This is a genomic window from Sphaerotilus sp. (assembly GCF_031429695.1).
GTDB lineage: Bacteria > Pseudomonadota > Gammaproteobacteria > Burkholderiales > Burkholderiaceae_C > Sphaerotilus.
Map to the genome: position 1 here is coordinate 18,087 of NZ_JANPAB010000105.1, position 24,535 is coordinate 42,621.

Annotated in this window: 23 protein-coding genes; 13 read left to right on the plus strand and 10 right to left on the minus strand. The window is 66.4% G+C overall.

Going from position 1 to position 24,535, the window contains the following annotated elements:
• Positions 1 to 18: 18 nt before the first annotated feature.
• Complete coding sequence (locus RMP06_RS19495; protein ID WP_310463456.1) at positions 19 to 2,256, minus strand: NADP-dependent isocitrate dehydrogenase; 2,238 nt, start codon at positions 2,254 to 2,256, stop codon at positions 19 to 21.
• A gap of 226 nt (positions 2,257 to 2,482) precedes the next feature.
• Between RMP06_RS19495 and gmk the strand changes: the two genes are divergently transcribed.
• The 3 genes from gmk (at position 2,483) to RMP06_RS19510 (ending at position 5,871) form a co-directional block, all read left to right on the plus strand.
• The gene (gene gmk, locus RMP06_RS19500) at positions 2,483 to 3,130 is read left to right on the plus strand and encodes a guanylate kinase (RefSeq protein ID WP_310463457.1); all 648 of its coding nucleotides are present in this window, start codon (positions 2,483 to 2,485) and stop codon (positions 3,128 to 3,130) included.
• A 33-nt stretch (positions 3,131 to 3,163) separates the two neighbouring features.
• Entirely contained in the window at positions 3,164 to 3,367 is a 204-nt protein-coding gene (gene rpoZ / locus RMP06_RS19505) for a DNA-directed RNA polymerase subunit omega (protein ID WP_293995748.1), read from the plus strand.
• A gap of 278 nt (positions 3,368 to 3,645) precedes the next feature.
• Entirely contained in the window at positions 3,646 to 5,871 is a 2,226-nt protein-coding gene (locus RMP06_RS19510; protein ID WP_409050211.1) for a RelA/SpoT family protein, read from the plus strand.
• Here the strand turns inward: RMP06_RS19510 and greB are convergent, their stop codons facing one another.
• Positions 5,872 to 6,438 carry a transcription elongation factor GreB gene (gene greB, locus RMP06_RS19515; RefSeq protein WP_310463458.1) on the minus strand — a complete coding sequence of 189 codons (567 nt, stop codon included), beginning with the start codon at positions 6,436 to 6,438 and terminating at the stop codon, positions 5,872 to 5,874.
• Between the two features lie 291 nt (positions 6,439 to 6,729).
• On the opposite strand from greB, the gene RMP06_RS19520 reads away from it, so the two are divergent.
• The 4 genes from RMP06_RS19520 (at position 6,730) to RMP06_RS19535 (ending at position 10,046) form a co-directional block, all read left to right on the plus strand.
• Complete coding sequence (locus RMP06_RS19520) at positions 6,730 to 7,350, plus strand: excisionase family DNA-binding protein (RefSeq protein WP_310463459.1); 621 nt, start codon at positions 6,730 to 6,732, stop codon at positions 7,348 to 7,350.
• 10 nt (positions 7,351 to 7,360) lie between these two features.
• Positions 7,361 to 7,735 (plus strand): response regulator transcription factor, encoded by a 375-nt coding sequence (locus tag RMP06_RS19525; protein ID WP_310463460.1) that lies wholly within the window; start codon positions 7,361 to 7,363, stop codon positions 7,733 to 7,735.
• A 101-nt stretch (positions 7,736 to 7,836) separates the two neighbouring features.
• Complete coding sequence (locus RMP06_RS19530) at positions 7,837 to 8,544, plus strand: response regulator (protein WP_310463461.1); 708 nt, start codon at positions 7,837 to 7,839, stop codon at positions 8,542 to 8,544.
• An 8-nt stretch (positions 8,545 to 8,552) separates the two neighbouring features.
• Positions 8,553 to 10,046, plus strand: coding sequence for a sensor histidine kinase (locus RMP06_RS19535; RefSeq protein ID WP_310463462.1), 1,494 nt, complete (start codon positions 8,553 to 8,555; stop codon positions 10,044 to 10,046).
• Here the strand turns inward: RMP06_RS19535 and RMP06_RS19540 are convergent.
• From RMP06_RS19540 to RMP06_RS19555, 4 genes are all read right to left on the minus strand, one after another.
• Entirely contained in the window at positions 10,009 to 10,455 is a 447-nt protein-coding gene (locus RMP06_RS19540; RefSeq protein WP_310463463.1) for a DUF3717 domain-containing protein, read from the minus strand. The genes RMP06_RS19535 and RMP06_RS19540 overlap by 38 nt on opposite strands.
• A gap of 27 nt (positions 10,456 to 10,482) precedes the next feature.
• Entirely contained in the window at positions 10,483 to 11,583 is a 1,101-nt protein-coding gene (locus RMP06_RS19545; RefSeq protein ID WP_310463464.1) for a diguanylate cyclase domain-containing protein, read from the minus strand.
• Between the two features lie 2 nt (positions 11,584 to 11,585).
• Complete coding sequence (locus tag RMP06_RS19550; RefSeq protein ID WP_310463465.1) at positions 11,586 to 12,764, minus strand: FIST signal transduction protein; 1,179 nt, start codon at positions 12,762 to 12,764, stop codon at positions 11,586 to 11,588.
• A 94-nt stretch (positions 12,765 to 12,858) separates the two neighbouring features.
• On the minus strand, positions 12,859 to 13,308 hold the full coding sequence (locus RMP06_RS19555) for a YidB family protein (protein WP_310463466.1): 450 nt from the start codon (positions 13,306 to 13,308) through the stop codon (positions 12,859 to 12,861).
• 141 nt (positions 13,309 to 13,449) lie between these two features.
• Between RMP06_RS19555 and purN the strand changes: the two genes are divergently transcribed.
• From purN to RMP06_RS19570, 3 genes are all read left to right on the plus strand, one after another.
• Positions 13,450 to 14,088 (plus strand): phosphoribosylglycinamide formyltransferase, encoded by a 639-nt coding sequence (gene purN, locus RMP06_RS19560; protein ID WP_310463467.1) that lies wholly within the window; start codon positions 13,450 to 13,452, stop codon positions 14,086 to 14,088.
• 19 nt (positions 14,089 to 14,107) lie between these two features.
• Complete coding sequence (locus RMP06_RS19565; RefSeq protein WP_310463468.1) at positions 14,108 to 15,370, plus strand: RsmB/NOP family class I SAM-dependent RNA methyltransferase; 1,263 nt, start codon at positions 14,108 to 14,110, stop codon at positions 15,368 to 15,370.
• A gap of 214 nt (positions 15,371 to 15,584) precedes the next feature.
• Positions 15,585 to 16,808 carry a DesA family fatty acid desaturase gene (locus tag RMP06_RS19570; protein ID WP_310463469.1) on the plus strand — a complete coding sequence of 408 codons (1,224 nt, stop codon included), beginning with the start codon at positions 15,585 to 15,587 and terminating at the stop codon, positions 16,806 to 16,808.
• Between the two features lie 77 nt (positions 16,809 to 16,885).
• Here RMP06_RS19570 and RMP06_RS19575 read toward each other — a convergent pair whose 3' ends face one another.
• From RMP06_RS19575 to trxB, 4 genes are all read right to left on the minus strand, one after another.
• The gene (locus tag RMP06_RS19575; protein WP_310463470.1) at positions 16,886 to 18,526 is read right to left on the minus strand and encodes a hypothetical protein; all 1,641 of its coding nucleotides are present in this window, start codon (positions 18,524 to 18,526) and stop codon (positions 16,886 to 16,888) included.
• Between the two features lie 189 nt (positions 18,527 to 18,715).
• The gene (gene rpmG / locus RMP06_RS19580) at positions 18,716 to 18,886 is read right to left on the minus strand and encodes a 50S ribosomal protein L33 (protein ID WP_310463471.1); all 171 of its coding nucleotides are present in this window, start codon (positions 18,884 to 18,886) and stop codon (positions 18,716 to 18,718) included.
• Between the two features lie 15 nt (positions 18,887 to 18,901).
• Entirely contained in the window at positions 18,902 to 19,135 is a 234-nt protein-coding gene (rpmB, locus tag RMP06_RS19585) for a 50S ribosomal protein L28 (RefSeq protein ID WP_310463472.1), read from the minus strand.
• Between the two features lie 177 nt (positions 19,136 to 19,312).
• On the minus strand, positions 19,313 to 20,281 hold the full coding sequence (gene trxB, locus RMP06_RS19590; protein ID WP_310463473.1) for a thioredoxin-disulfide reductase: 969 nt from the start codon (positions 20,279 to 20,281) through the stop codon (positions 19,313 to 19,315).
• 204 nt (positions 20,282 to 20,485) lie between these two features.
• Between trxB and RMP06_RS19595 the strand changes: the two genes are divergently transcribed.
• From RMP06_RS19595 to lolA, 3 genes are all read left to right on the plus strand, one after another.
• Positions 20,486 to 21,154: a Crp/Fnr family transcriptional regulator gene (locus RMP06_RS19595; protein ID WP_310463474.1), complete on the plus strand. Its 669-nt coding sequence runs from the start codon at positions 20,486 to 20,488 to the stop codon at positions 21,152 to 21,154.
• Positions 21,155 to 21,253: 99 nt separating this feature from the next.
• On the plus strand, positions 21,254 to 23,872 hold the full coding sequence (locus RMP06_RS19600; protein ID WP_310463475.1) for a DNA translocase FtsK: 2,619 nt from the start codon (positions 21,254 to 21,256) through the stop codon (positions 23,870 to 23,872).
• Positions 23,872 to 24,510, plus strand: coding sequence for an outer membrane lipoprotein periplasmic chaperone LolA (lolA, locus tag RMP06_RS19605; protein WP_310463476.1), 639 nt, complete (start codon positions 23,872 to 23,874; stop codon positions 24,508 to 24,510). The genes RMP06_RS19600 and lolA overlap by 1 nt, the downstream gene beginning before the upstream one ends.
• Positions 24,511 to 24,535: the final 25 nt, after the last annotated feature.

The window sequence follows — 24,535 nt, forward strand, 5'->3', positions numbered from 1 at the left end:
ACCCGCTCGCGGCGGGCCTCAGTCCTGTGCAGCGGCGAGCGCGGCGTTGAGCGTCGCGCTCGGGCGCATCACGGCCTTGCACTTCTCGGCATCGGCCAGGTAGTAGCCGCCGATGTCCGCCGGCTTGCCCTGGACGGCGCTGAATTCGGCCACGATCTGCTGTTCGTTGTCGGTCAGCACCTTGGCCAGCGACGCGAAGTGGGCGGCGAGTCCGGCGTCCTCGGTCTGGCTGGCCAGCTCCTGGGCCCAGTACATTGCCAGGTAGAACTGGCTGCCACGGTTGTCGAGCTGGCCGGTCTTCGGGCTGGGCGACTTGTTGTTGTCGAGCAGCTGGCCGGTGGCGGCGTCGAGCGTCTTGGCCAGCAGCTTGGCCTGGGCGTTGTTCTCCTTGATGCCCAGCTCTTCCAGCGAAACCGCCAGCGCCAGGAACTCGCCGAGCGAGTCCCAGCGCAGGTGGTTTTCCTGCACCAGCTGCTGCACGTGCTTCGGGGCCGAGCCACCCGCGCCGGTTTCGTACATGCCGCCGCCGTTCATCAGCGGCACGATCGACAGCATCTTGGCCGAGGTGCCCAGCTCCATGATCGGGAACAGGTCGGTCAGGTAGTCGCGCAGGATGTTGCCGGTGACGCTGATCGTGTCCAGGCCGCGGGCCACGCGCTCCAGCGTGAAGCGCATCGCGCGGACCTGGCTCATGACGCGGATTTCCAGACCCGTGGTGTCATGGTCCTGCAGGTAAGTGTTGACCTTCTTGATCAGCTCGTTTTCGTGCGGGCGGTACGGGTCCAGCCAGAACACCGCAGGCATGCCGGAATTGCGGGCGCGCGTGACGGCCAGCTTCACCCAGTCGCGGATCGGCGCGTCCTTGACCTGGCACATGCGCCAGATGTCACCGGCTTCCACGTTCTGGCTCAGCAGCACTTCGCCCGTGTCCAGATCGGTGATGTTGGCCACGCCGGCTTCGGCGATCTCGAAGGTCTTGTCGTGCGAACCGTATTCCTCGGCCTGCTGCGCCATCAGGCCGACGTTCGGCACCGTGCCCATGGTGCGCGGGTCGAAGTTGCCGTGCCACTTGCAGAAGTTGATCATCTCCTGGTAGATCCGGGCAAAGGTCGACTCCGGCATCACGCACTTGCTGTCGTACGGCTTGCCATCGGCGCCCCACATCTTGCCGCCCTGGCGCATCATCGCCGGCATCGAGGCGTCGACGATGATGTCGTTGGGCGAGTGGAAGTTGGTGATGCCCTTGGCCGAATCGACCATCGCCAGACGCGGGCGGTGCTCCTGGCAGGCGTGCAGGTCACGGATGATCTCGTCGCGCTTGGATTCCGGCAGCGTCTTGATCTTGTCGTACAGGTTCACCATGCCGTTGTTGACATTGATGCCCAGTTCGTCGAACAGCGCGCCGTGTTTCTCGAAGGCGTCCTTGTAGTAGATCCGGACGCAGTGACCGAAGACGATGGGGTGCGAGACCTTCATCATCGTGGCTTTGACGTGCAGCGAGAACAGGATGCCCGAATTGCGGCAGTCCTCCAGCTGTGCTTCATAGAAGTCGCACAGTGCCTGCTTGCTCATGAACATCGAGTCGATGATCTCGCCGTCGAGCAGGGCCAGCTTTGGCTTCAGCACGATGGTCTGGCCGCTGGCGGTGAGCAACTCCATCTTGACGTTGCGGGCGCGGTCGAGCGTCATCGACTTTTCGCCGTGGTAGAAGTCGCCGTGCTCCATGTGGGAGACGTGGGTCTGCGACCACTGCTTCCATTCGCCCATGGAATGCGGGTGCTTGCGGACGAAGTTCTTGACCGCCAGCGGTGCGCGGCGGTCGGAGTTGCCTTCACGCAGCACCGGGTTCACGGCCGAGCCCAGGCACTTGCCGTAGCGGGCCTTGATGGCCTTTTCCTCTTCGGTGGTCGGGTTCTCCGGGACGTCGGGGATGCCGTAGCCCTTGGCCTGCAGTTCCTTGACGCAGGCCACCAGCTGGGCGACCGACGCGCTGATGTTCGGCAGCTTGATGATGTTGGCATCCGGCTCCAGCGTCTTCTTGCCCAGCTCGGCCAGCGTGTTGGGCACCTTCTGGCGGTCGGTCAGGTATTCCGGAAACTCGGCCAGCACCCGGGCGGACACGGAGATGTCGGCCTTCTGGATGTGGATGCCGACCGGCGCCGTGAAGGTGCGCACGATGGGCAGGAAAGCGCAAGTCGCCAGCAAGGGCGCTTCATCGGTGAGGGTGTAGATGATGGTCGGCTGCTTGGTCGTCATTCACGGATCTCCGGGAGTTCTGATGGGGTTCTGCTTGAAAGTGTTGTTCCTGCTGCGGAGTACCGCGCGGCAGCTGTGCCCAGACGGAACACTTTGCCACCCGATTCTGTGCAGGTGCTGACTGGCCGTTCGAGCGGTGTCGCACCCGCTATTGTCGTTTGACCACGCGACTTCGGGGACAATTGAGCGCCAGACGCTCTCAACGCGCCAGCCCAGCGAGTCCGCCGTGCCCCATTCCGTCACACCTTTGCCCGCCGACTACCCCGGCAATCTTTACGTCGTTGCCGCTCCGTCCGGCGCCGGCAAGTCCAGCCTTGTCAAGGCGCTGCTGGAGATCGACACCCGCCTGATGGTGTCGATCTCGCACACCACCCGTGCGCCCCGCGGCCAGGAGGAACACGGCCGCGAGTACTGGTTCGTGACGCCCGATGCCTTCGGCGCCATGATCGACCACGGCGATTTCTTCGAGTGGGCCGAGGTCCACGGCAACCGCTACGGCACCTCGCGCGCCGCGATGGAGCAGCGCCTGCGTGACGGGCACGATGTCGTGCTGGAGATCGACTTCCAGGGTGCGCTGCAGATCAAGCGCATCTTCCCTAGCGCCGTGCTGATCTTCATCCTGCCGCCGTCGTGGGAAGAGCTGAACCGCCGCCTGTGCCGCCGCGGCGAGGACACGCCCGAGGTCATCGCGCAGCGCATGGTCAACGCCCGCCACGAGGTCGCACAGGCGCGGCATTTCGACTACATCGTCGTCAATGCCCTGTTCGAGACGGCGCTGTTCGACCTGAAAACCATCGTCCACGCGCAGCGGTTAAAATATTCGACCCAGCGTCTCAGCCGCCCGGCTGTGTTCGACGCCCTTCAACTGTCTTGACCGACTCCTCACCTGCGGAAGCACGATCCCACCATGGCCCGTATCACTGTCGAAGACTGTCTGCTGAAGATCCCCAACCGCTTCCAACTGGTGCTCGCCGCCACCTACCGTGCCCGCATGCTGAGCCAGGGCCACGCGCCCAAGGTCGAGACAAAGAACAAGCCCGGCGTGACCGCGCTGCGCGAAATCGCTGCCGGCGTGGTTGGCATCGAGATGCTGCGCAAGGTTCCGACCTGAGCCGCAACTGACCCTCTGGCTGTCGGGCATCGGCCACACGGTGCCCGGACCGCCGCGGGACACGCTAGAGTCGATCCATGGTGTCCCGCACAGCCGATGTTTTGCGTCGCATGTTTTTTTCGTCCTGGCGACGAGAAAGCAAGTCCGAGTCCGCCGAGTCCGAGCCGTTTCCGGACACGCAACCCAGCGATCCCGTTGACCTGACCCGCAGGTCCGCTGCCGCAGAAACGGTCGTCAAACATAAGTCCCGCACCAAACCCGGCAAGCCACCCCGTCCAGTGATTGACCAGGTGCCCGGTGCGCACGGCGCGAGTGCGGCATCCTTCGCGGTGCTCACTGCCAAGCTCGACTACCTCGACGAAGCCGACATCCGCCGGGTACGCGAGGCGTACCGCTTTGCTGACCAGGCCCACCTCGGCCAATTCCGCGCCAGCGGCGAGCCCTACATCACGCACCCGATCGCGGTCGCTGGCCTCTGCGCCGACTGGAAGCTGGATGCGCAGGCCATCATGGCCGCCCTGATGCACGACGCGATGGAAGACTGCGGCGTGACCAAGGCCGAGCTGGTCGAGCGCTTCGGTACGCCCACCGCCGACATCGTCGACGGCCTGACCAAGCTCGACAAGCTGCAGTTCTCGACCCGCGAGGAATCACAGGCCGAGTCCTTCCGCAAGATGCTGCTGGCGATGGCGCGCGATGTGCGCGTCATCCTGATCAAGCTCGCCGACCGCATGCACAACATGCGCACGATGGGGGCCATGGCGCAGAACAAGCGCGCCCGCATCGCCCGCGAGACGCTGGAGATCTACGCGCCGATCGCGCACCGGCTTGGCCTGAACCAGTGTTACCGCGAGCTGCAGGAGCTGTCGTTCAGCTACCTGCAGCCGTGGCGCCATGGCGCGCTGTCGCGGGCGGTGGACAAGGCACGCGGCCACCGCCGCGACATGGTCGAGCGGGTGCGCGAGGAGGTCGAAATCTCGCTGACGCAGGCCGAGGTGCCGGCTCAGGTCTATGGCCGCGAGAAGACCGTCCACTCGATCTACACCAAGATGCGCGACAAGCACCTGAGTTTTGCGCAGGTGAGCGACGTGTTTGGTTTCCGGCTGGTGGTGGGCACACTGCCGGAGTGCTATTTGGCGCTCGGTGTGCTGCACCAGATCTACAAGCCGGTGCCAGGTCGCTTCAAGGACTACATCGCCATCCCGAAGGCCAACGGCTACCAGTCGCTCCATACCACGGTGGTGAGCCCGGTCGGCACGGCGGTGGAGTTCCAGATCCGCACCGCCGCGATGCACGCAGTCGCGGAAGCCGGTATCGCCGCGCACTGGATGTACAAGACCGGCGGCGGCAGCGAACCCCCGGACACCAAGCACCTCGGCACGATGTGGCTGCAGTCGCTGGTCGACATCCAGAGCGAGACCCGCGATTCGGCCGAGTTCCTCGAACACGTCAAGATCGACCTGTTCCCGGAATCGATCTACCTCTTCACGCCCAAGAGCCGGATCCTGGCGCTGCCGCGGGGCGCCACGCCGGTGGACTTCGCCTACGCGATCCACTCGCGCGTGGGCGACCATTGCGTCGCGGCACGGGTCAATGGCGAGCCGGTGGCACTGCGCACCGAGCTGAACTCGGGCGACGTGGTCGAGATCATCACGGCGCCGTCGGCCCGCCCCAATCCGGCCTGGCTCAACTTCGTGCGCACCGGCAAGGCGCGTTCCAAGATCCGCCACTACCTGAAGAACATGGAGGCCGAGGAGTCGTATGACCTGGGCCTGAAGCTGTTGGCACAGGCGCTGCGCACCGAAGGACTGCAGTTGCCCAGTGTCGACGACAGCAGCCTGGACGAGCTGGACGCGGCGCTGTGGCAATCGCTGGTGCGCTGGAGCGGCAACCGCAACCGGCGCGAGCTGCTCACCGACATCGGCCTCGGCCGCAAGATTGCCGTCATCGTGGCCAAGCGCATGGCGCGCAAGATGGTCGAACAGGGTCGCCGACCGGATGCGCTCACGCTCAGCATGGGCCGCTACGCCACCGACCAGGAAGCGCCCACCCAGGGCACCGTCGTCATCGACGGCAGCGAAAACGCCACGATCCAGCTCGCCACCTGCTGCCAGCCGATCCCGGGTGACGAGATCGTCGGCTATCTCGGGCGTGGGGAAGGGCTGACCGTGCATACCAGCGACTGCTCGGTGGGCAAGCGCCACTTCGAGCGCGATCCTGAGCGCTGGCTGGGTGTCGAGTGGGCAGAACAGCCGGCGCGGGCCTTCCGGACCGCGGTGGCCGTGCTGGTCCACAACGGCAAGGGCGTGCTGGCCGAGGTGGCGCAGGCGGTCAGCCAGGCCGAGGCCGACATCGCCCACATCAACATGGATCAGACCCGCGACGGCGAGACCTCCGAGCTGAAGCTCACGCTGGCCGTGCGCGACCGGCAGCACCTGGCGGACGTGCTGCGCGTGGTGCGGCGCTGTCCGTCGGTGGTGCGCGTGTCGCGTGTCAAGCCCTGATCAGGGGCGCGCAGGTGCCGGGTAGCGCACGGCAATCACCTCCAGCTGCTGCAAGCCCCCCGGTGTCCTCAGCTGCACCTCGTCGCCTTCACGGGCTTTCAGCAGCGCGCGGGCGATCGGCGCCACCCAGCTGACCTCGCCGTTCAGGCTGTCGGATTCATCGACACCCTTGATGGTGATGGTGTGCTCCACGCCGTCACCCTCGGCATAGGTGACCGTGGCGCCGAAGAAGATCTGGTCCTTGCCGTGGTGTACGGATGGATCGGCTACCTCGGCGATATCGAGCCGGTGGGTCAGGTAGCGGATGCGTCGGTCGATTTCGCGCAGGCGCTTCTTGCCGTAGAGGTAGTCACCGTTCTCCGAACGGTCCCCATTTTTGGCTGCCCAGGACACGATCTCCACCACCCTCGGCCGCTCCTCGTCCAGCAGTTGCATGAACTCGGCCCGCAGCGTGTGCCAGCCTTGCGGGGTCATGTAGTTTCGTGTACTGGCCGGCAGCGGCGGCAAGCCGTTCGCGGGCGCATCGTCGTCGTCTGCTGACGCTTCAGGCGGAAATACTTTGCGCATGATCAGAATTGCGGGATCATTGGTACTGTTTGGTCCCGCGGTTGCGGGGTTTGTGGTGGATCGCCATCACACTGGATGTGCGGAATTCGTAATTGGGTAGCGAAATACGTCACACTTTGAAACGTCCGGTCCTACAGCAGGGGAAGTGGTGTGCCGATGACCTTGGCACGTCACAGAAGAAATAAGTGCTGGAGACCTGTGAATCTGCTCAACTGACCGTTGGTGGGTTTGCCCGATAGGTGTTTTTGAGGACCCCCTGCCATGTCCCGTCCCCATTTTGCTCAAGATCCGATGGACCCATTGTTGACCACCCGCGAGGCCGCCCAGCGATTGGGGGTGTCGTTGCGCACGGTTCAGCTCTGGGTCGAAGCGGGAACCCTGCCCGCCGGGCGCACACCCGGTGGCCACCGGCGCATCCGCTTGTCTGCTGTCGAGGCACTCGCGCACCGCAGCGGACTGCGTCCGGCGGCGCCGACCTCGCTGTCGATGGCGGCAGCCGGCAATGCGCCGCTCGATCTGCTGCTGATCGCGTCCAGCGTGGACCAGCTCCACCTGTGGCAGGAGGTGCTGCAACCGCTGGGATCGGCCATCGCCATCCGGGGTGCCAACAACGGCTACACCGGCCTGCTGCAACTGGGCCGCAAGGTGCCGGAGCTGCTGGTCACCGACCTTGCGATGCCCGACATCGACGGTTACGCGATGCTGCTGACCCTGTCTTCGCTGAGCGACTACAGCCAGCTTCGCGTGCTGGCGATCACCACGCAGACGCCGCACCAGATCGCCGAGCGCGGTGGTCTGCCGGAGCGGGTGCGTGTCGTGCATCAGCCTGCGCCGGCCATTGCGGTGCGTGCGTGGGTCGAGTCCGAGATGACCCGCCTGGGTCGCAGCATCCATGTCGATGGTGTAGTCTGACGGCATGTCCATGCCCCGCCGTATTCTCATCGTCGACGACCAACCGGACCTGCGCAAGCTGATCCGAATGACGCTGGAGCTGGGTGAGTTTGACGTCCACGAGGCGGTGGACGGTGCTGGCGCGCTGCAGCAGGCGGCCGCACTGCGCCCCGATCTGGTGCTGCTGGATGTGATGATGCCGGGTGATCTGAACGGCTACCAAGTGTGTGAGCGCCTCAAGTGTGATCCGGCCCTGGCCGGCACGCTGGTCGTCATGCTCACTGCCCGTGGCCAGGCGGGCGACATCGGCGCGGGCCAGCAGGCCGGCGCCGATGGTTATCTGGTCAAGCCCTTCAGTCCGTTCGAGCTGATCGAGCGGGTCGAATCCATGCTCGACGAGGTCTGACCTGCCCTGACAAGCTTCTTTACAGGCGCGCCATGCGGGCCTGACGCGGGTGGTCGAAGATACTGGGACTCCCCCGCCGACCGCCTGTCTCCACTGCCGCCATGAATGCCCGAATCCTGCTCATCGACGACGACACCCGCCTGACCGGCATGGTGCGTGATTACCTGCAGGCCGCGGGGCTGGTCGTCAGCGTGGCAGGCGACCTGGCTCAGGGGCGACTCAAGTTGCAGCGCGAACCTTGCGACGCGCTGGTGCTCGACCTGATGCTGCCTGATGGCGACGGCCTTGATCTCACGCGCGAGTTGCGCGCCGACCCGCGTCTGCGCGGCCTGCCACTGCTGATGCTCACGGCGCGGGGCGAACCGATGGACCGCATCATCGGCCTTGAACTCGGTGCGGATGACTATCTGCCCAAGCCTTTCGAGCCACGCGAGTTGCTGGCACGCATCAAGGCGCTGCTGCGCCGCGCTGCGCCGCAGAGCGATGACACCGTGCTGCGCTTCGGCCGGCTGGAGGTCGATGTCAACGCCCGTCAGGTGCGCATCGACGGCCGTGCCTGCGACCTGACGAGCTACCAGTTCGACATCCTGCATGTCATGGCCCAGAGTCCCGGCCGGGTGTTGTCACGCGACCAGATCATGGACGCGCTGCGCGGCCATCCGATCGACGCCTTTGACCGCAGCATCGATGTTCACATGTCGCGCATCCGGGCTGCGATCGAGGACGATCCGAAGAACCCGCGCCGCATCCTGACAGTGCGCGGATCAGGCTACGTCTTTGCACGCAAGCAGGACGCAGACGCGGCCTGACCCCCGTGATGCGCTGGCGTGGTCTGGGGGGGCTGGGCGGCATGCGCAGCCTCTACCTGCGCATCTACCTCACCGTGGTGGCCGCCTTGCTGGTCTTCGCGTTGCTGGTGGTGCTGCTCGTGAGCCGACACACCGAGGCCGAACGTGGCCGGATCGATGTCGCCGTGTCGGAGCGCACGCTTGCGCTGGCGTCGCTGCTGGAGAACAGCCTGCCGCCGGGCGCGGCCCCCGTCGAGGTGCAGCGCCAGGCCGTTCTCGACTGGTCGCGCCGCCTGCGCATCCCGATCGCGCTGGACGCCCCGGGCGGGCAACGCATCGGCGTCGCCCCCTTCTACGAACGCAAGGTGAGCCCGGACCGGACCGACGAGGACGTCGCCGCGTCCCGGATCCCGCTGGCGGACGGCCGCGTGTTGTGGGTCCTGCGTCCTGGCGGCATGCATACGTTCATGGATGGGGCGCGCATGGACCGGGACTTCGACCGCGGCGGGCGCCGTGGGCCGGACCACGGCCACGGCCCGCGGGAGGGCGAAGACCCAGGCAAGGAGCAAGGGCCGCCGCGCGGTCTGCCGCCCAAGGGGCCGGTGTCGGGTCTCCTGTCCGCGCGGCTGAAGTCCGGTTGGGTGGACGATGTCTCGGCGCTCTTCATGCTGCTGGGCACCCTGTTCGTGGCGGTGACGGTCGGTGCGTACCCGGTGGTGCGGCGGCTCACACGCCGGCTGGAGGCGCTGGAGCGTGGGGTCGAGCAGTTCGGTTCCGGAGACCTCGGGCACCGCGTTGACACGGATGGTCGGGACGAGGTGGCGGCCGTGGCCGTGAGCTTCAACCGGGCGGCGCAGCGCATCGAGGATCTGGTGCGCGCCAACCGCGCGCTGCTGGCCAATGCCAGCCACGAACTGCGCTCGCCGCTGGCACGGCTGAAGATGGCGATGGCGATGATGGAGGATGCCTCCGCCGACCAGCGTGCGGCCCTGCGCAGCGAGATTGACCAGGACATCCGCGAACTCGACGGGCTGGTCGAGGAGGTGCTGCTGGCCAGTCGGTTGGACGCACAGGTGGAGTTGCGGATTGAACCCGTCGATCTGCTGGGCCTGCTGGTCGAGGAAGCCGCCCGCGTGGGGGCCTCTGCCGAGGGCGAACCGGTGATGGTCGAGGCCGAGGAGCGCTTGCTGCGCCGAGCCTTGCGCAACCTGCTGGAAAACGCCCGCCGCTACGGTGGCGATGAAGTGGAGGCCACGGTCCGTGTGGTGCAGGCCGGGCAAGTCGAGGTACAGGTCTGTGACCGTGGCCCTGGTGTGCCCGAGACCTACCGCGAGCAGGTGTTCGAGCCCTTCTTCCGCCTGCCCGGACATGCCGAGCGGGTCGGTGGGGTCGGGCTGGGTCTGTCGCTGGTGCGTCAGATCGCCCAGCGCCACGGCGGCAGCGTGCGCTGCCTCGCCCGCGAAGGCGGCGGCAGCAGCTTCGTGGTCACGCTGCCCTGTGGAGTGGCGCAGGCGCGGGGCTGAGCGTGCCCGGCCGGACCCGGTCGGCGTAACGGTTGAAGCGCCAGGCGGTGCCTTCCTGGGTGATGCGGCGCCAGACATGACGCTTGGCCGCGGGGCCCATCACCGGCCAGTGCTGCACTTCGTCGAAGGTGCGGCCACAGCCCTTGCAGACCGCGTCGCCCTGGGTGGTCGAGCAGATGGCGATGCAGGGGGCGTCAGGCATGCTGTCGTACCAGTTCAGCCACGCTTGCCGGGCGGTCTCGGGCAGGCCGTGTTCGTCGCAGAGCGTTTCGCGGTAATACACCAGCAGCGCGTAGACCTCCGCCAGCGCACGCAGCGGCGCGCTCAGCGTCACCCCGTCGGGGGAGGGCTGTCGGTGGCGCCACCAGTTGATGGCCGCTTCGATGTCGGTGATGTGGATGCCTGCCATGGAGGCGCGAGCATAGCGCTGCATCCGTCAGATAGTGCGAGCAGGGCGGTGGAATTCGACGCGGCCCTTGCCCTGCTGCTTGGCTTGGTACATCGCTGTGTCGGCGGCGCGGACCAGGTCCAGCGTACTCATCGCATCGCGCGGATACAGCGCGATGCCGATGCTCACGCCGACACTCAGGCGCCGTCCATCCACGTCGAATGGCTCGGAAATCGTGACCAGGATCTGCTGCGCCAGTGCTTCAAGCGTGTCCTGAGCGCTATTGGCATGGATCAAGACCAGGAATTCGTCGCCACCGAAACGGCACAGCGGATCGTGCGGCGGCACGGTGTGACGCAGGCGTTCGGCCACTTGGCGCAGCAGCTGGTCACCGGCATCGTGGCCGTGGCGATCATTGATTTCCTTGAACCCGTCGAGGTCCAGGAAGAGCAGGGCGAACTGCTCTCCGGAGTCGTTTACCTGGTTGCGTGCAGAGCCGAGCAGATCGAAGAAGCGGGCGCGGTTGCACAGGCCCGTCAGTGGATCCTGGAACGCCAGGGTGCGCACCTGTTCCTCGGCTCGCATGCGCTCGGTGATGTCGAGCAGGGTGCCGCTGACCGCCAGGGCGCCCGGCTGTTCCGGGTCCGGGCGCGAGACGATGTGGTACTGCATCCAGCGCTGCTGGCCTTCGCACACCTGCAGGCGCAGCTCGCCGCACAGGCTCACCGCTTGCCGGGTCGCGCGGCGCAGGCTGTCGTGCAGCAGGACGCGGTCAGCGCCATCCATGCCCGCCAGCCACAGCACCAGCGGCAGCTCCCGCGTGCTGGCGGGTAGCTGCATCAGGCTGGCCAGTGTCGGCGAGATCAGCAGCATCTCGTCGCCGGGGCGCCAGGTCCAGCTACCCAGTCCGGCGATGCGTTCAGCCTCGGCGAGTGCGGACTGGCTGCGCTGCAGCTCGTCGGTGGACATGCGCTCGGCGCGGGTCACGAGGTAAACGAGCTGTTCGTATTCCTCATAGGTGTTGCCGATCAGGGCCAGCAGCGCTTGCCAGCGCTCGGGGCTGGGCGGCCCGGAGTGTGGATTGATGCCCAGCCGACCCAACTGGCGGGCCAGCATCGCATGGACGAGCGGGGCGGGGCTGCATTTCATGGTCATGGTGCCTGCGTTTCGCCCGGTGTTTCGGTTTCCCAGAATGCGGCCAGCGTGAGGGTCATGTTGTGCATGTCGCAGCGCTGCCCCGGGTTTGACGAGATTTCACCGAAGGAATAGAAGCCCGCCAGGGCCGAGCCTGCGGGCAGCGCGGCGGCCACCGGCTCCAGCTCCTCGGCGGTCTGCTCGCCCAGCACATGCCGGCGGCCGACACAGCTGACCATGAGCGCCAGCACGGGCTGGTCGCCAGGCAAGGCCTCGCGCAGAGCGTCTGCCGCCTGGCAGGCGCCTTCCAGCAGCTCGCTGCGGCCAGCCCGCGAGAGCTGCACGAGGCTGCCTGCAGGGATGTCGCCCGCAACGTCGATCGTCTGGCGCTGCGCGTCGATGCCCAGCACATAGCGGATCACGCCGTGCGTATCGCCCGCCTGCCTGAACACGGTCAGCGGGAAATGCGAGGCCGCTTCAGGCAGACCGTCGGCGTAGCGGCCGAGGTACTGGCGGTAGAGCTGGAGCGCGGGCTGGTTGTCGATCGCCTCGACCGTGTGACCCTGCGCGCGGGTGACCAACCGGCGCTGGCCGAAACCGATGCTGCCGCCGCGGCAGCTGCGCGCCATGCGCAAGCGGGGCCCGTACAGACCGATGACGCAGGCACTGGCCTGGGCGGGACCATCGGAAGCCATTGACCAGGTGCGGGCCTGACCGGTGCCGTCCGCGCCCATGCCGCCAGCGATCGGCAGGCCGTCTGGCAGCACCGAGGTCAGCCCGCGCACGAGAGCCGGCCCGTTGACCTCCAGCCCGTCGGCTAACACGAGCACACCCGACAGGCCCGGCGTTTCGCACAGCGCCAGCGCGAGCTGCTGCCCGGCGGTCTGGGCGTTCAGTGCCGGGCCGAGCGCAACGTGGAAACGACGCAGGCGGGTGTGGGCGAAGCGGGCCACGCAGACCACCAGCGCCTCGTCGATCGACTGCCGCGCGTGGGCGATGGTGTGGGAGACGGCACTGGCGAAAACGCTGCGGGGCAGGGTCTGGGCGAGAACCGCCAACGGGCTGCCGATGGCCAGGGTGGTCAGTGGCTCGGACGGTCCGAACACCAGCACCAGCGTGTTCGGGCTATCGAGGTTCGGGTCAATGGGTGTTTCCCAGCCGGTGTCCGGCTGGTACACAAAAGTAGCGAATTCCATGCGGTCGACACATCCGTACAGCCAGGATCGGCTCACCGGTGTATCGACCGCCAGCCACCGGGCTTGAGCAGCTCGGTGGTCGGTTGCGGCGGGCTCAGCGGTTGAGCAGGCCGCCCAGGATCTGCGGCAGCATGCCGCCCAGGTCGGTGCCCTGCTGCGGCAGTTGGCCGTGCGGCGTGAGGCCGTCGATCAGTTGCGGCAGGAGTTGCGAGAGCTGGCCTGCGGCGGCTCCGTGGTCCATGCCGGCACTGCGGGCCAGTTGGCCGATGACGTCGGAGCCCAGCACATTCGTGAGCTGGTCCGCGGAGATCGGCATGTTCTGGCCCGACGAAACCCAGGAAGAGGCCACGTCACCGAGCCCGCCGCGCTGGAACTGTTCCAGCAGACCGCCGAGGCCGCCAGCGGATGCGCCACCGCCCTGGTTGTTGCCGCCCATCAGCATGCCGATGACGGCCTGGATCAGTGCCGCTTGACCGCCACCGCCCTGGCTGCCGCCAAGTGCCTGGCTGACGACCGAACCCAGCATTGAATCGAGCAATCCCATCGTGTTCTCCTGAAAATGTCTGTGAGTCGAGGTGCCGGCAAGCGTGCGTTCCATCACGGTCGGCATTCTCCGGCGGGCGTACTGTGACCGTTTTTAGCCAACCTGTCATGCGCTGCGGCCAGCCGCTACACTCCCGCACCCATGAAACGCATCGTGATCCTGATTTCCGGCCGTGGCTCCAACATGGAAGCCATCCACCGCGCCTGTGCCGAAGAAGGCTGGCCAGCCGCTGTCGTGGCCGTCATCAGCAACCGGCCAGCGGCGGGGGGGCTCGCCTGGGCGGCTGAACGTGGCATCGCCACCGCGTCGATCGACCACCGTGCCCACGCTGACCGCGCCGCTTTTGACGCTGCACTGGCGGCGGAAATCGACACCCACCAGCCGGACCTGGTGGTGCTGGCGGGCTTCATGCGCATCCTGACGCCGGGATTCGTCGCACGCTACGCCGGCCGCCTGCTCAATATTCATCCGTCGCTGCTGCCTTCGTTCGGCGGATTGCACACGCACGAACGTGCGCTGCAGGCCGGCTGCAAGGTGGCCGGCGCGACGGTGCATTTCGTGACCGCCGAACTCGACCACGGTCCGATCGTGCTCCAGGCGGTTGTGCCGGTGCTGGTGGGGGACACGCCCGAGGCCCTGTCGGCCCGGGTGCTGGTCTGCGAGCACCAGATCTATCCGCGTGCGGTGCGCTGGTTCGTCGAGGACCAGCTGGTGCTGGGCGACGACAGCGTCGTGCGCCACACTTCGAACGCGCCGCAATGGCTGTTCCACACTCTCTGAGCCTCCGAGGACTTCCCCGATGACCCCCAAAGCCCTCTTCACGCTGTGCGACGAGCTGTTGCATGAAGTCCTGCGCTTCTCCAGCCCGACCGACGCCGTGGTGTCGGCCTTCTTCCGCCGCAACCGGATGCTGGGCATGCGCGAGCGCCATGCGCTGGCCGAGACGGTCTACGCGGTGCTGCGCGAGCGGCTGCGCCTGCAGTACCTGGCCAAGTCCGGCACCGGTGCGCTGGAACGCCGTCTGAGCATCCTGGCCTGGCAGGGAACCGAAGCCTATCTGCGCGCCGCGACGACCGAAGCCGAGCAGAAGTGGGCCGCCACCGCCAAGCTGCTGAGCCTGAAGAGTCAGTCCGAGAACCTGCGCCACAACTTGCCTGACTGGCTGGCCGAGGCGCTGAAGAAGGAAATGGGCAACGACTTCTGGCCTCTGATCGAGAGCCTGTCCAAGTCGGCAGGGCTGGATCTGCGCGTCAACACCCTGCTCGTCAAGCGGGAAGCCGCCCAGGCCACGCTGGCCGAGGAAGGCATCCTGACCGAGCCGACGCCGTATTCCCCGACGGGCCTGCGCGCCCGAGGCAAGCCTACGCTCAACCTGACCGAGTGCTTCAAGCGCGGCGAGGTCGAGGTGCAGGACGAAGGCAGCCAGCTGCTGGCGCTGCTCACCGAGGCCAAGCGCGGCGAGATGGTGGTGGACTTCTGCGCCGGTGCCGGTGGCAAGACACTGGCGCTGGGCGCGATGATGCGCAACACCGGTCGCCTCTATGCGTTTGATGTTTCGGCCCACCGCCTGGCCGCGCTCAAGCCGCGCCTGGCCCGCAGTGGCCTGTCCAACGTCTACCCGGCTGGTATCGCCCATGAGCGCGACGAGCGCATCAAGCGCCTGTCGGGCAAGATCGACCGTGTGCTGGTCGACTCGCCGTGCTCGGGTCTGGGCACCCTGCGTCGCAATCCGGATCTGAAGTGGCGCCAGACGCCGGAGGGTGTGGCCGAGCTGACCATCAAGCAGCGCGCCATCCTCGACAGCGCCGCACGGCTGGTGAAGGCCGGTGGACAGCTGGTCTATGCGACCTGCAGCCTGCTGGGCGCGGAAAACGAATCCATCGCCCAGGCCTTCAGCGACGCACACCCCGAGTTCGAGTTGCTGAATGCAGCCGAGGTGCTGGCGCGCCAGAAGATCGAGGACGCCGAGTCGCTCTGCCGCAACAACTACCTGCGCCTGTGGCCGCACCGGCACGGTACGGACGGGTTCTTTGCCGCAGTCTGGCGCCGTCGCGTCGCCTGAAGACGGTATCCGTTGACGCTTTCTCCCCCTGATCGGGCGCAATCGTCGGCGATCGGACGGTTTGGGTGCGCATATCAGGCAATATCCCTGTTTCGTGAGAAACAGCGGAACGTCTAGAATGCTTCACCCCGCCCGTGGTTCGGACACGACATGATTCCGTAGCGCAGGCGTCCACCCGGTCAGCAGGACCCCTGCGCTTCTAGAAAGAATCTCGATGCCCGAACTCTCGACGATCTGGTCGGTCCTGGTGGACTGGCTGGCCCATGGTCTGCTGCGCGCCAGTTCCTGGCAGGTGCTGGTCACCACGCTGGTGATGACGCACATCACGATCGTCGCCATCACTGTCTTCCTGCACCGCAGCCAGGCCCACCGCTCGCTCGATCTGCACCCGATTCCGGCGCACTTTTTCCGCTTCTGGCTGTGGATGTCCTCGGGCATGGTCACCAAGGAATGGGTCGCGATCCACCGCAAGCACCACGCCAAGTGCGAGACCAAGGACGACCCGCACAGCCCGGTCGCCCATGGCATCAAGACCGTGCTGCTGCGCGGCAGCGAGCTGTACCGCGCCGAGGCCAAGGTTCAGGAAACGCTGAAGAAGTTCGGCCACAACACCCCGGACGACTGGCTGGAGCGGAATGTGTACACCGGCCATTCGAAGCTGGGCGTGTCGCTGATGCTGGTCATCAACGTGCTGTTGTTCGGTGCGCTTGGCCTGACGGTCTGGGCGGTGCAGATGCTGTGGAGCCCGGTGCACGCGGCCGGCATCATCAATGGCCTGGGTCACTGGTGGGGCTACCGCAACTTCGAGGCACCAGACGCCTCCACCAACATCGTGCCCTGGGGCATCTGGATCGGCGGCGAGGAGCTCCACAACAACCACCACACGTTCCCGACTTCGGCCAAGCTGTCGGTCAAGCCCTTCGAGTTCGACATCGGCTGGGGCTACATCCGTGTGCTGGAGATGCTGGGTCTGGCCAAGGTGCGCAAGACCGCGCCGCAGCTCAAGCTCGGCGCCGTGCGTCCCGTGGCCGACAGCCAGACGCTCGAAGCGCTGATCGCCAACCGCTACGAGGTCATGGCCCAGTACGCCACCAACCTGCGCAAGGCCTGTGCCGATGAACTGGAGCGCCTGAAGCAGCAGGGCGCGCAGAACACCGAGCGCTGGACCGAAATGCGCCTGGCGCAGCGCTGGTTGCACCGCGACGACCAGAAGATCCCCGCTGACGTGAAGGCACTGGTCGCCAAGGCCTGTGACCAGAGCCCGTCGCTGACGAAGCTGGTCACCATGCGCGAGGAATTGCGCCAGCTGTGGACCCGCACCAATGTGTCGGGCGAGCAGCTGGTGGTGGATCTTCAGGGCTGGTGCCAGCGCGCCGAGAGCAGCGGCATTGCCGCACTGCAGGATTTTGCGCGTACCCTGCGCTCCGCCCACGCCTGAGTGCGCCGCACGGCTGCCGTGCAGCAGAAAACTGGATGAAGAAGGGCCACCCGAGGCAATGGGTGGCCCTTGTTGTTTCAAGCCGCCAGCAATTCCATCAACCGGCTGCTGCCCGACGGCAACTGGGTCGAGTTGGTCGAGGGCTTGCCTGAGCCAGAGTCAACTGCGGCGAGCCATGCGGACTGTCGTTGCCGCACGATGCCGTGCAGCAGCAGGGCATCCTCGAACGCTGGCTGGTCGAGGACTTCGATGACCGTTGGCCGCAGCAGCAGGTCGGTCAGTGCGGCAGCGGGGTCGTCCAGCGGCCAGGCCTGAAGGATCCTGTCGAGCGTGTCGGGATAGGCCTCCAGATCGGCGCTGGCGGACGCCTCGGGAGACGCCATGTCCGGGATGCGGACGTTGTAGAGCGCCTCCAGCTGGGCAGCAACCCGCTCGTGGTTCCAGGGCTGCGCCATCTGGCGGTACAGCTCCAGCAGGCGCAGCAGGATCCAGGGGCACTTGCCCGGCAGTTCCTGCAGGCGCCGCTCCAGAACCACCGCGACCCCGATCGGGGACTCGGCGACCAGGGGGTCCAGTTCCTGCAGCAATTCGGTGCTGGCGGCCGTGGTGTCGAGGCTCGGGTGGCCGAAATCCGCGTCCGGCCACCGCGTGGCGGGTGCTGGTGCTGGTGCTGGTGCTGGTGGATGCGTCCAGTTGACCGTTCCGGGGTCTGTGCTGGTGGATGCCGGCCCTGGCGGTGTGTCGGGCGTGGCCGGTACCGCCCGCGAGTCAGCGTCTGGCCGGGATCTGGCACGTTTGCGACGCAAGTGCAGCGCGGCCATCGCCTCGGTTGCGCCCATCCTCGGCATCATTCCCTCGCGCACCAGACGAAGCACCAGCAGGCTGGCCGACAGACCCAGGATGCCGCCCACCACCAGCAATGCGTCGCGCCAGGTGTCGTGCTCGTTGCGCTCGATGCGTGTCAGCAGTGCCGCCACGGCGGACCGTGTCTGGCGTTGTTCCTCACGCAGGTCTTGCCAGGGCAACTCCGCAGTGGGGGTGGCTGGCTGGGCGGGCAGGGGGGTGATTGAGCTGCCGGACATGGGCGTCAGGGCCAGCGCTGACACGACGGCAGCGACCAGTCGCTGCATCTCGGCGCCCTCCAGCGTCCGATTGCCGGATGCCCCAGCGGGCAGCGCTGGATCGTCGGACCGCGTGATGTGGCGCGTGGCATTGACCGGTTCCGCTGGATAGGCCGGCGGTGGCACCGGCAGCATCGCCACTGCCACCGCCACCTGCTTTGCCAGCGGCAGAGTGGCCGGCAGTACTGGTCGTTTCGGCGTGGCGATGGTGGCAGGTGGATCGACCAGCACGATGAATTCGCGGGTGTAGTCTGCCCCGCACATCAGACTCAGCCGGCCGGTGAGTACGGTATCGGTGACGGTCTGCGGGCTGCTGATCTGCACCACCACGCGCCCATCGTCGCCGCTCGGGATGGTGCGCACGTGCACCGGCGCAATCGTTTCACCGGACTCACCCTGCTGGATCTGGATTTGCAGGCAGTCTGGGGTCAGTCGGCTCGCCGGCCAGTCGAAACCGCGCACCTGGACCGACATCGACAATGGCTGGTCGACCACTGCGCGTGCCATTGAGGTGTCCACCGACTGGCTGCAGGCACTGCTTGCCCAGGCGAGCAAGGCCGCAACGCCGACGCCTGTCTGCCATCCCGGCTGCTTCATGCTGCTCCCCGCGCAGTTGTGTTCTCGGTGTTCAATCTAGGCGGGTTGGCGCGTGCAGTCCATCACGCTGTAGGGGGCCACCTTTTGGGGGATGGTGGGGGATTGGGGATCGCGAAAGGCATGAAAAAACCCGCCGCGGGTCGGGCCCGGGCGGGTTTTCTGGAACAAGTCCCGTTCAGCGTGGGCTGATCAGCGGAGCTTGATTTCCTTGTAGAGCACGTGCTTGCGCACCTTCGGATCGAACTTCATGAATTCGAGCTTTCCGGGCGTCGTCTTCTTGTTCTTGTCCGTGGTGTAGAAGTGGCCGGTACCCGCAGTGGATTCCAGCTTGATCTTTTCGCGTCCGCCTTTGGCTGCCATGGTGTCAGTCTCCGATTACAGTTCGCCGCGGGCACGCAGGTCGGCGAGGACCACGTCGATGCCCTTCTTGTCGATCAGTCGCAGCGCAGCGTTGGAGATGCGCAGGCGAATCCAGCGGTTTTCAGTTTCTACCCAGAAGCGGCGGTACTGCAGATTAGGCAGCCAGCGGCGCTTGGTTTTGTTGTTGGCGTGGGAGACATTGTTCCCCACCATCGGGCCTTTACCCGTGACTTGACAGACGCGTGCCATGACGCTACTCCGAACGATGGTTACAGCAACCAGAGCAGGCCCGCCTGATAACTTTCGGCACTTGTGGTGCCCGGCCTGATGATCACCCCTCCGTCAAACCGAAGGGCTTGACGGGTCTATTGGCGGCAAAACGTCGATTATAGAACGGAAAACGACGCCGCCGCCAATCGCTGCCTGTCAGGCACTGACCGGGGGGTTCTGTTCCAGGTAGCGCTGGGCATCAAGCGCGGCCATGCAGCCCGTGCCGGCGCTGGTGATGGCCTGGCGGTAGACGTGGTCCTGCACATCGCCAGCAGCGAACACACCGGGCACGCTGGTCATCGTGGCCAGCCCGTTCAGCCCGGAGCGGGTGACGATGTAGCCATCCTTCATCTCCAGTTGCCCCTTGAAGATGTCTGTATTCGGCTGGTGGCCGATGGCGATGAAGCAGCCTTGCACGGCCAGGTCGCGGGTGCTGTCGTCGGTCGTGCTCTTCAGGCGCACACCGGTGACGCCCGTGGTGTCACCGAGAACTTCATCCAAAGTTTGAAACAGGTGTAACTCCATGTTTCCGGCGACGACCTTTGCGTGGAGCTTGGCGATCAGGATGGCCTCGGCGCGGAACTTGTCGCGGCGGTGGATCAGGTGGACCTTGCTGGCGATGTTCGACAGGTACAGCGCCTCCTCGACGGCTGTGTTGCCGCCGCCGACCACGCAGACTTCCTGACCGCGGTAGAAGAATCCGTCGCAGGTGGCGCAGCCGCTGACGCCGCGGCCCATGAACGCCTCTTCCGAGGGCAGGCCGATGTACTTGGCGCTGGCGCCGGTGGCAATGATCAGTGCGTCACAGGTGTAGGTGCCGGAATCGCCTGTCAGCAGAAAGGGCCGCTGCGAGAAATCCACCGTGTGGATGTGGTCGTACACCATGGTGGTGTTGAAGCGTTCGGCATGCGCCTGGAAGCGCTGCATCAACTCGGGCCCCTGCACCCCCATGACGTCGGCCGGCCAGTTGTCGACTTCGGTGGTGGTCATCAGCTGGCCGCCCTGCGCCATGCCGGTCACCAGCATGGGCTGCAGGTTGGCCCGTGCCGCGTAAATGGCGGCCGTGTAGCCGGCAGGGCCGGAGCCGAGGATGAGGACTTGGGCGTGCGTGGAGGTGCTGCTCATGGGTTCGGTGTCGGTTTCCGTGGGAGCGCGCGGTTTCATTTCCGGGTCACCGCGCTGTTCAACGGGGGGACGCTTCGGTTAGAGTCGCGACGCAATGGGCATGTCGTGAAATGTTGCAGTGCGAAGCTTAGCGGTTCTTGTCTGCCTCGCGCCATGTCCCGCTTTCAATGACAACGATAGACACCAACAAGCAGGAGTAGCCCCATGGCCATGCTCTCAAACCTGGATCTGATTCGACGGGTTCCTCTTTTTTCGATGCTGACCGTGGAGCAGGCGCAGACCATCGCGGATGGCGTGGTCAAGCGCCGCTACCGCCGCGGCGAGATCATCGTCGAGCAAGGCCGCAAGTCGGATGCCCTGTTCATCCTGCTGAGCGGCCGTGCCCGCGTCATCACCTCCGACACCCGGGGCCGCGAGGTCATCCTGGCGGTGCTGGAAGCCGGTGACTACCTCGGCGAGATGAGCCTGATCGACAACGAGCCGCATTCGGCCACCGTGCGCGCCGAGGTGCAGACGGATGTGCTGGTGCTGGGCCGCAACGAGTTCGCGACTTGCCTGCCGGACAACTCCAGCCTGTCCTACGCGATTCTGCGCGGCCTCGTCGCGCGCCTGCGCAATGCCGACCGCCAGATCGAATCGCTTGCGCTGCTGGACGTCTACGGCCGCGTGGCCCGTGCACTGCTGGACATGGCCGAGGACGACGAAGGTCGCCGCGTCATCCGCAGCAAGGTCTCGCGCCAGGATCTGGCCAAGGTCGTCGGCGCTTCCCGCGAGATGGTCAGCCGCGTGATGAAGGACCTGGAAGAACGCGGCCTGATCGAGACGCAGGAAAACGGCTGGGTCGTGCTGACCGAGCGTCTGGCTACCCAGTAATCCTTGCAGACAAGGCATCCCCCGGGTGCCTCAGTGAACGCAAAGCCGCCCTGGTTCATGGCGGCTTTGCCGTTTCTGCGGATCGCGGACAATGCCGGCATGACTTATCCGCTCGGTTCGCTGCGCAGTTCAGCTACTGCCCAGACGCCTGCCCCGCAGGCCCAGGCCACCTCCTCTCCTCCCGTCCCCCGCTGGCGCCTCCAGGTGGGGATCACGCTCGGCGGCACCCTGCTGTTGCTGTGGGTCATCGCCATGCTCAGTCACCACCCTGGCGATGCGGCGTTCTCCACCTCCGGCGATGGCCAGCGCCTGCGCAACCATGTCGGTGTGATCGGCGCCTGGGCGTCCGATCTGTCATTCGTGCTGCTCGGTTTGTCCGCCTGGTGGGGGCTGCTGTTTGGCGTGCGGGGGTGGCTGTCGATGGTGGCGCACCTGCTGCGGACGGATCTGGCGCCGGTCGATCCGGTGGGGCCTGTGCACTGGCGCCCGCAATGGCTGACCTGGGTGGGCCTGGTGCTGCTGCTGATGGCCAGCACCGCGCTGGAATGGACCCGCCTGTACCAGTTCGAGGGTCTGGTGGCTGGCGCCCATGCCGGCGGCGTGCTGGGGGCGGTGCTCGGTCCGTCGAGCATGCGGCTGCTTGGTTTTGTCGGCAGCGGGGTGCTCTGGATCGTCGTGTTGCTGCTGGCGCTGGCCTGGGCATTCCGGTTTTCGTGGCTGGGACTGGCCGAGCGCATCGGCGGCTGGCTCGATGGCTGGCGCGAGCGTCGCCAGCTGCGCCGCAAGGAGGCCGAGGACAAGCGCATCGGTGCGGAGGCGCAGATGGCGCGTGAGCGTGGCTCGATGACCGAGCCAGCACCGCTTGCCCCGATCGACGCCGTGGCGATCACGCCTGCACCCGTCGGCCTCCGCAAGAAGAAGGACAAGGACAAACCGGTGGTCGCGGTGAGCGTCGAGCCTGTGTTCGACTCGGAAACGATGCCCGGTGTACTGCAGGTTGCGGCCGGTGGATCGCGCGCGGCGAGCCATGAGCCAGATTTTGTGGATACCGTGCCCGATAGCCTGCCGCCGCTGGTAGCGCCGCCCTGGGACGAGGGCCTGCCGATGCCTCTGCCCAGCGTGCGGCCGGCGGCCATGGTGGCGATGGCCGCGGCGCCTGCCCGCCCCCCGGCCGCGATTCAGATGCCCTTGCCGCTGCCGGTGCCCGTGCCGGCCCCGATCGACGGTCCGGCCCATTTGCCGCAGGTCGGCCTGCTCGACCGCGCCACGCCTGCCACCGAAACCGCTACGCCTGAACACCTGGAAGCCACCAGCCGGCAGATCGAGCGCAAGCTCGCGGATTTCGGCGTCGAGGTGCAGGTCATCGCCGCCACGCCGGGCCCGGTGATCACGCGCTTCGAGATCGAGCCGGCCACCGGCGTCAAAGGCTCGCAGATCGTCAACCTCGCGAAGGATCTGGCGCGCTCGCTCAGCCTCGTGTCGATCCGCGTGGTCGAGACCATTCCCGGTCGCAACTGCATGGCACTGGAGCTGCCCAACGCCAAGCGCCAGATCATCCGGCTGTCCGAGGTGCTCGGCGCGCCGATCTACACCAACGCCGCGTCGCTGCTGACGCTCGGTCTCGGCAAGGACATCGTCGGCCAGCCGTTCGTGGCCGATCTGGGCAAGATGCCGCACTGCCTGGTGGCCGGCACGACCGGCTCCGGCAAGTCGGTGGGCATCAACAGCATGATCCTGTCGTTGCTCTACAAGGCCGATGCGCGCGATGTGCGCCTGATCCTGATCGACCCGAAGATGCTGGAAATGAGCGTCTACGAAGGCATCCCGCACCTGCTCGCCCCCGTCGTCACCGACATGAAGCAGGCCTCGAACGCGCTCAACTGGTGCGTGGCCGAGATGGAGCGGCGCTACAAGCTGCTCAGCAAGATGGGTGTGCGCAACCTCGCCGGCTACAACAAGAAGATCGACGATGCCACCGCACGCGAGGAGCTGATTCCCAACCCGTTCAGCCTGACGCCGGAAGAGCCCGAGCCGCTCGACCGCCTGCCGCACATCGTCGTCGTGATCGACGAGCTGGCCGACCTGATGATGGTGGTCGGCAAGAAGATCGAGGAACTCATCGCCCGGCTGGCGCAGAAGGCCCGCGCCGCCGGCATCCACCTGATCCTGGCGACGCAGCGCCCGTCGGTCGATGTCATCACCGGCCTGATCAAGGCCAACATCCCCACGCGCCTGAGCTTCCAGGTCTCCAGCAAGATCGACAGCCGCACCATCCTCGACCAGATGGGCGCGGAGGCCTTGCTGGGGCAGGGTGACATGCTGTACCTCTCGCCCGGTTCCGGTGTGCCGATCCGGGTCCACGGTGCCTTCGTCAGCGATGACGAGGTCCACCGCGTCGTCGAATACCTGAAGACCCAGGGCGAGCCGAACTACATCGAAGGCATCCTCGAAGGCGGCGTGCTCGACGGCGACGGGGGCAACGACACCAACGCCGAAGGCGGCGGCGGAGATGCCGAATCCGACCCGATGTACGACCAGGCCGTGGCCGTCGTGCTGCAGAACCGCAAGGCGTCGATCTCGCTGGTGCAGCGCCACCTGCGCATCGGCTACAACCGCGCGGCCCGCCTGCTGGAACAAATGGAGCAATCCGGACTCGTATCCAGCATGTCCACCAACGGCAACCGCGACCTCCTCGTCCCGGCCCGCAACAACGAATGATGCTGAACCTCCTGAAGTCCCCGAAGGCCGTGCTGCGTGGCGCCGTGCTGGCGCTGGCCGTCCTGAGTCCCGTGCTGGCCCGTGCCGATGCGGCCGATGCGCTGCGCAGCTTCGTGCAGACGGTGCAGTCCGGCCGCTCGCCGTTCACGCAGGTGGTCACGGCGCCGGACGGTGCGAAGAAAAAGACCTCGTCGGGCGAGTTCGAGTTCCAGCGGCCCAACCGCTTCCGCTTCGAGTACACCAAGCCCTACGAGCAGCAGATCGTCGCCGACGGCCAGAAGGTCTGGCTCTATGACGTCGATCTGAACCAGGTGACGGTGCGCGCCTTTGACCAGGTGCTCGGCTCGACCCCGGCGGCACTGCTGGCGGGTGGCAACCTCGACCGGGATTTCACGCTGCAGGCCGAGGCAGACGCCGGCGGCCTGCAGTGGGTGCAGGCCCAGCCCAAGGCCAAGGAAGGCCAGATCCGCCAGTTGCGGGTCGGCTTTCGCGGCAAGGATCTGGCAGCGATCGAACTGGTCGATGCCCTCGGCCAGCGCTCGCGGCTGGACTTCGGCCGCTTCGAGCCGAATGTGACGCTGGCGGCGACCCGCTTCAAGTTCACCGCGCCCACCGGCGTTGACGTGCTGCAGCAGTGACCGCCCCGATCGGCGATCTGTTCGG

Bases quoted from the DNA above. Each gene is read 5' to 3' on its own strand.
- RMP06_RS19495 (WP_310463456.1), bottom strand. From the start codon at position 2,256: ATGACGACCAAGCAGCCGACCATCATCTACACCCTCACCGATGAAGCG.
- rpmG (WP_310463471.1), bottom strand. From the start codon at position 18,886: ATGGCAGCCAAAGGCGGACGCGAAAAGATCAAGCTGGAATCCACTGCG.
- lolA (WP_310463476.1), top strand. From the start codon at position 23,872: ATGCTGAACCTCCTGAAGTCCCCGAAGGCCGTGCTGCGTGGCGCCGTG.
- RMP06_RS19570 (WP_310463469.1), top strand. From the start codon at position 15,585: ATGCCCGAACTCTCGACGATCTGGTCGGTCCTGGTGGACTGGCTGGCC.
- RMP06_RS19535 (WP_310463462.1), top strand. From the start codon at position 8,553: ATGCGCTGGCGTGGTCTGGGGGGGCTGGGCGGCATGCGCAGCCTCTAC.
- RMP06_RS19540 (WP_310463463.1), bottom strand. From the start codon at position 10,455: ATGGCAGGCATCCACATCACCGACATCGAAGCGGCCATCAACTGGTGG.
- RMP06_RS19600 (WP_310463475.1), top strand. From the start codon at position 21,254: ATGACTTATCCGCTCGGTTCGCTGCGCAGTTCAGCTACTGCCCAGACG.
- RMP06_RS19525 (WP_310463460.1), top strand. From the start codon at position 7,361: ATGCCCCGCCGTATTCTCATCGTCGACGACCAACCGGACCTGCGCAAG.
- RMP06_RS19555 (WP_310463466.1), bottom strand. From the start codon at position 13,308: ATGGGATTGCTCGATTCAATGCTGGGTTCGGTCGTCAGCCAGGCACTT.
- RMP06_RS19545 (WP_310463464.1), bottom strand. From the start codon at position 11,583: ATGAAATGCAGCCCCGCCCCGCTCGTCCATGCGATGCTGGCCCGCCAG.
- RMP06_RS19575 (WP_310463470.1), bottom strand. From the start codon at position 18,526: ATGAAGCAGCCGGGATGGCAGACAGGCGTCGGCGTTGCGGCCTTGCTC.
- rpoZ (WP_293995748.1), top strand. From the start codon at position 3,164: ATGGCCCGTATCACTGTCGAAGACTGTCTGCTGAAGATCCCCAACCGC.
- greB (WP_310463458.1), bottom strand. From the start codon at position 6,438: ATGCGCAAAGTATTTCCGCCTGAAGCGTCAGCAGACGACGACGATGCG.
- RMP06_RS19565 (WP_310463468.1), top strand. From the start codon at position 14,108: ATGACCCCCAAAGCCCTCTTCACGCTGTGCGACGAGCTGTTGCATGAA.
- rpmB (WP_310463472.1), bottom strand. From the start codon at position 19,135: ATGGCACGCGTCTGTCAAGTCACGGGTAAAGGCCCGATGGTGGGGAAC.
- purN (WP_310463467.1), top strand. From the start codon at position 13,450: ATGAAACGCATCGTGATCCTGATTTCCGGCCGTGGCTCCAACATGGAA.
- RMP06_RS19520 (WP_310463459.1), top strand. From the start codon at position 6,730: ATGGACCCATTGTTGACCACCCGCGAGGCCGCCCAGCGATTGGGGGTG.
- RMP06_RS19530 (WP_310463461.1), top strand. From the start codon at position 7,837: ATGAATGCCCGAATCCTGCTCATCGACGACGACACCCGCCTGACCGGC.
- trxB (WP_310463473.1), bottom strand. From the start codon at position 20,281: ATGAGCAGCACCTCCACGCACGCCCAAGTCCTCATCCTCGGCTCCGGC.
- RMP06_RS19550 (WP_310463465.1), bottom strand. From the start codon at position 12,764: ATGGAATTCGCTACTTTTGTGTACCAGCCGGACACCGGCTGGGAAACA.
- RMP06_RS19595 (WP_310463474.1), top strand. From the start codon at position 20,486: ATGGCCATGCTCTCAAACCTGGATCTGATTCGACGGGTTCCTCTTTTT.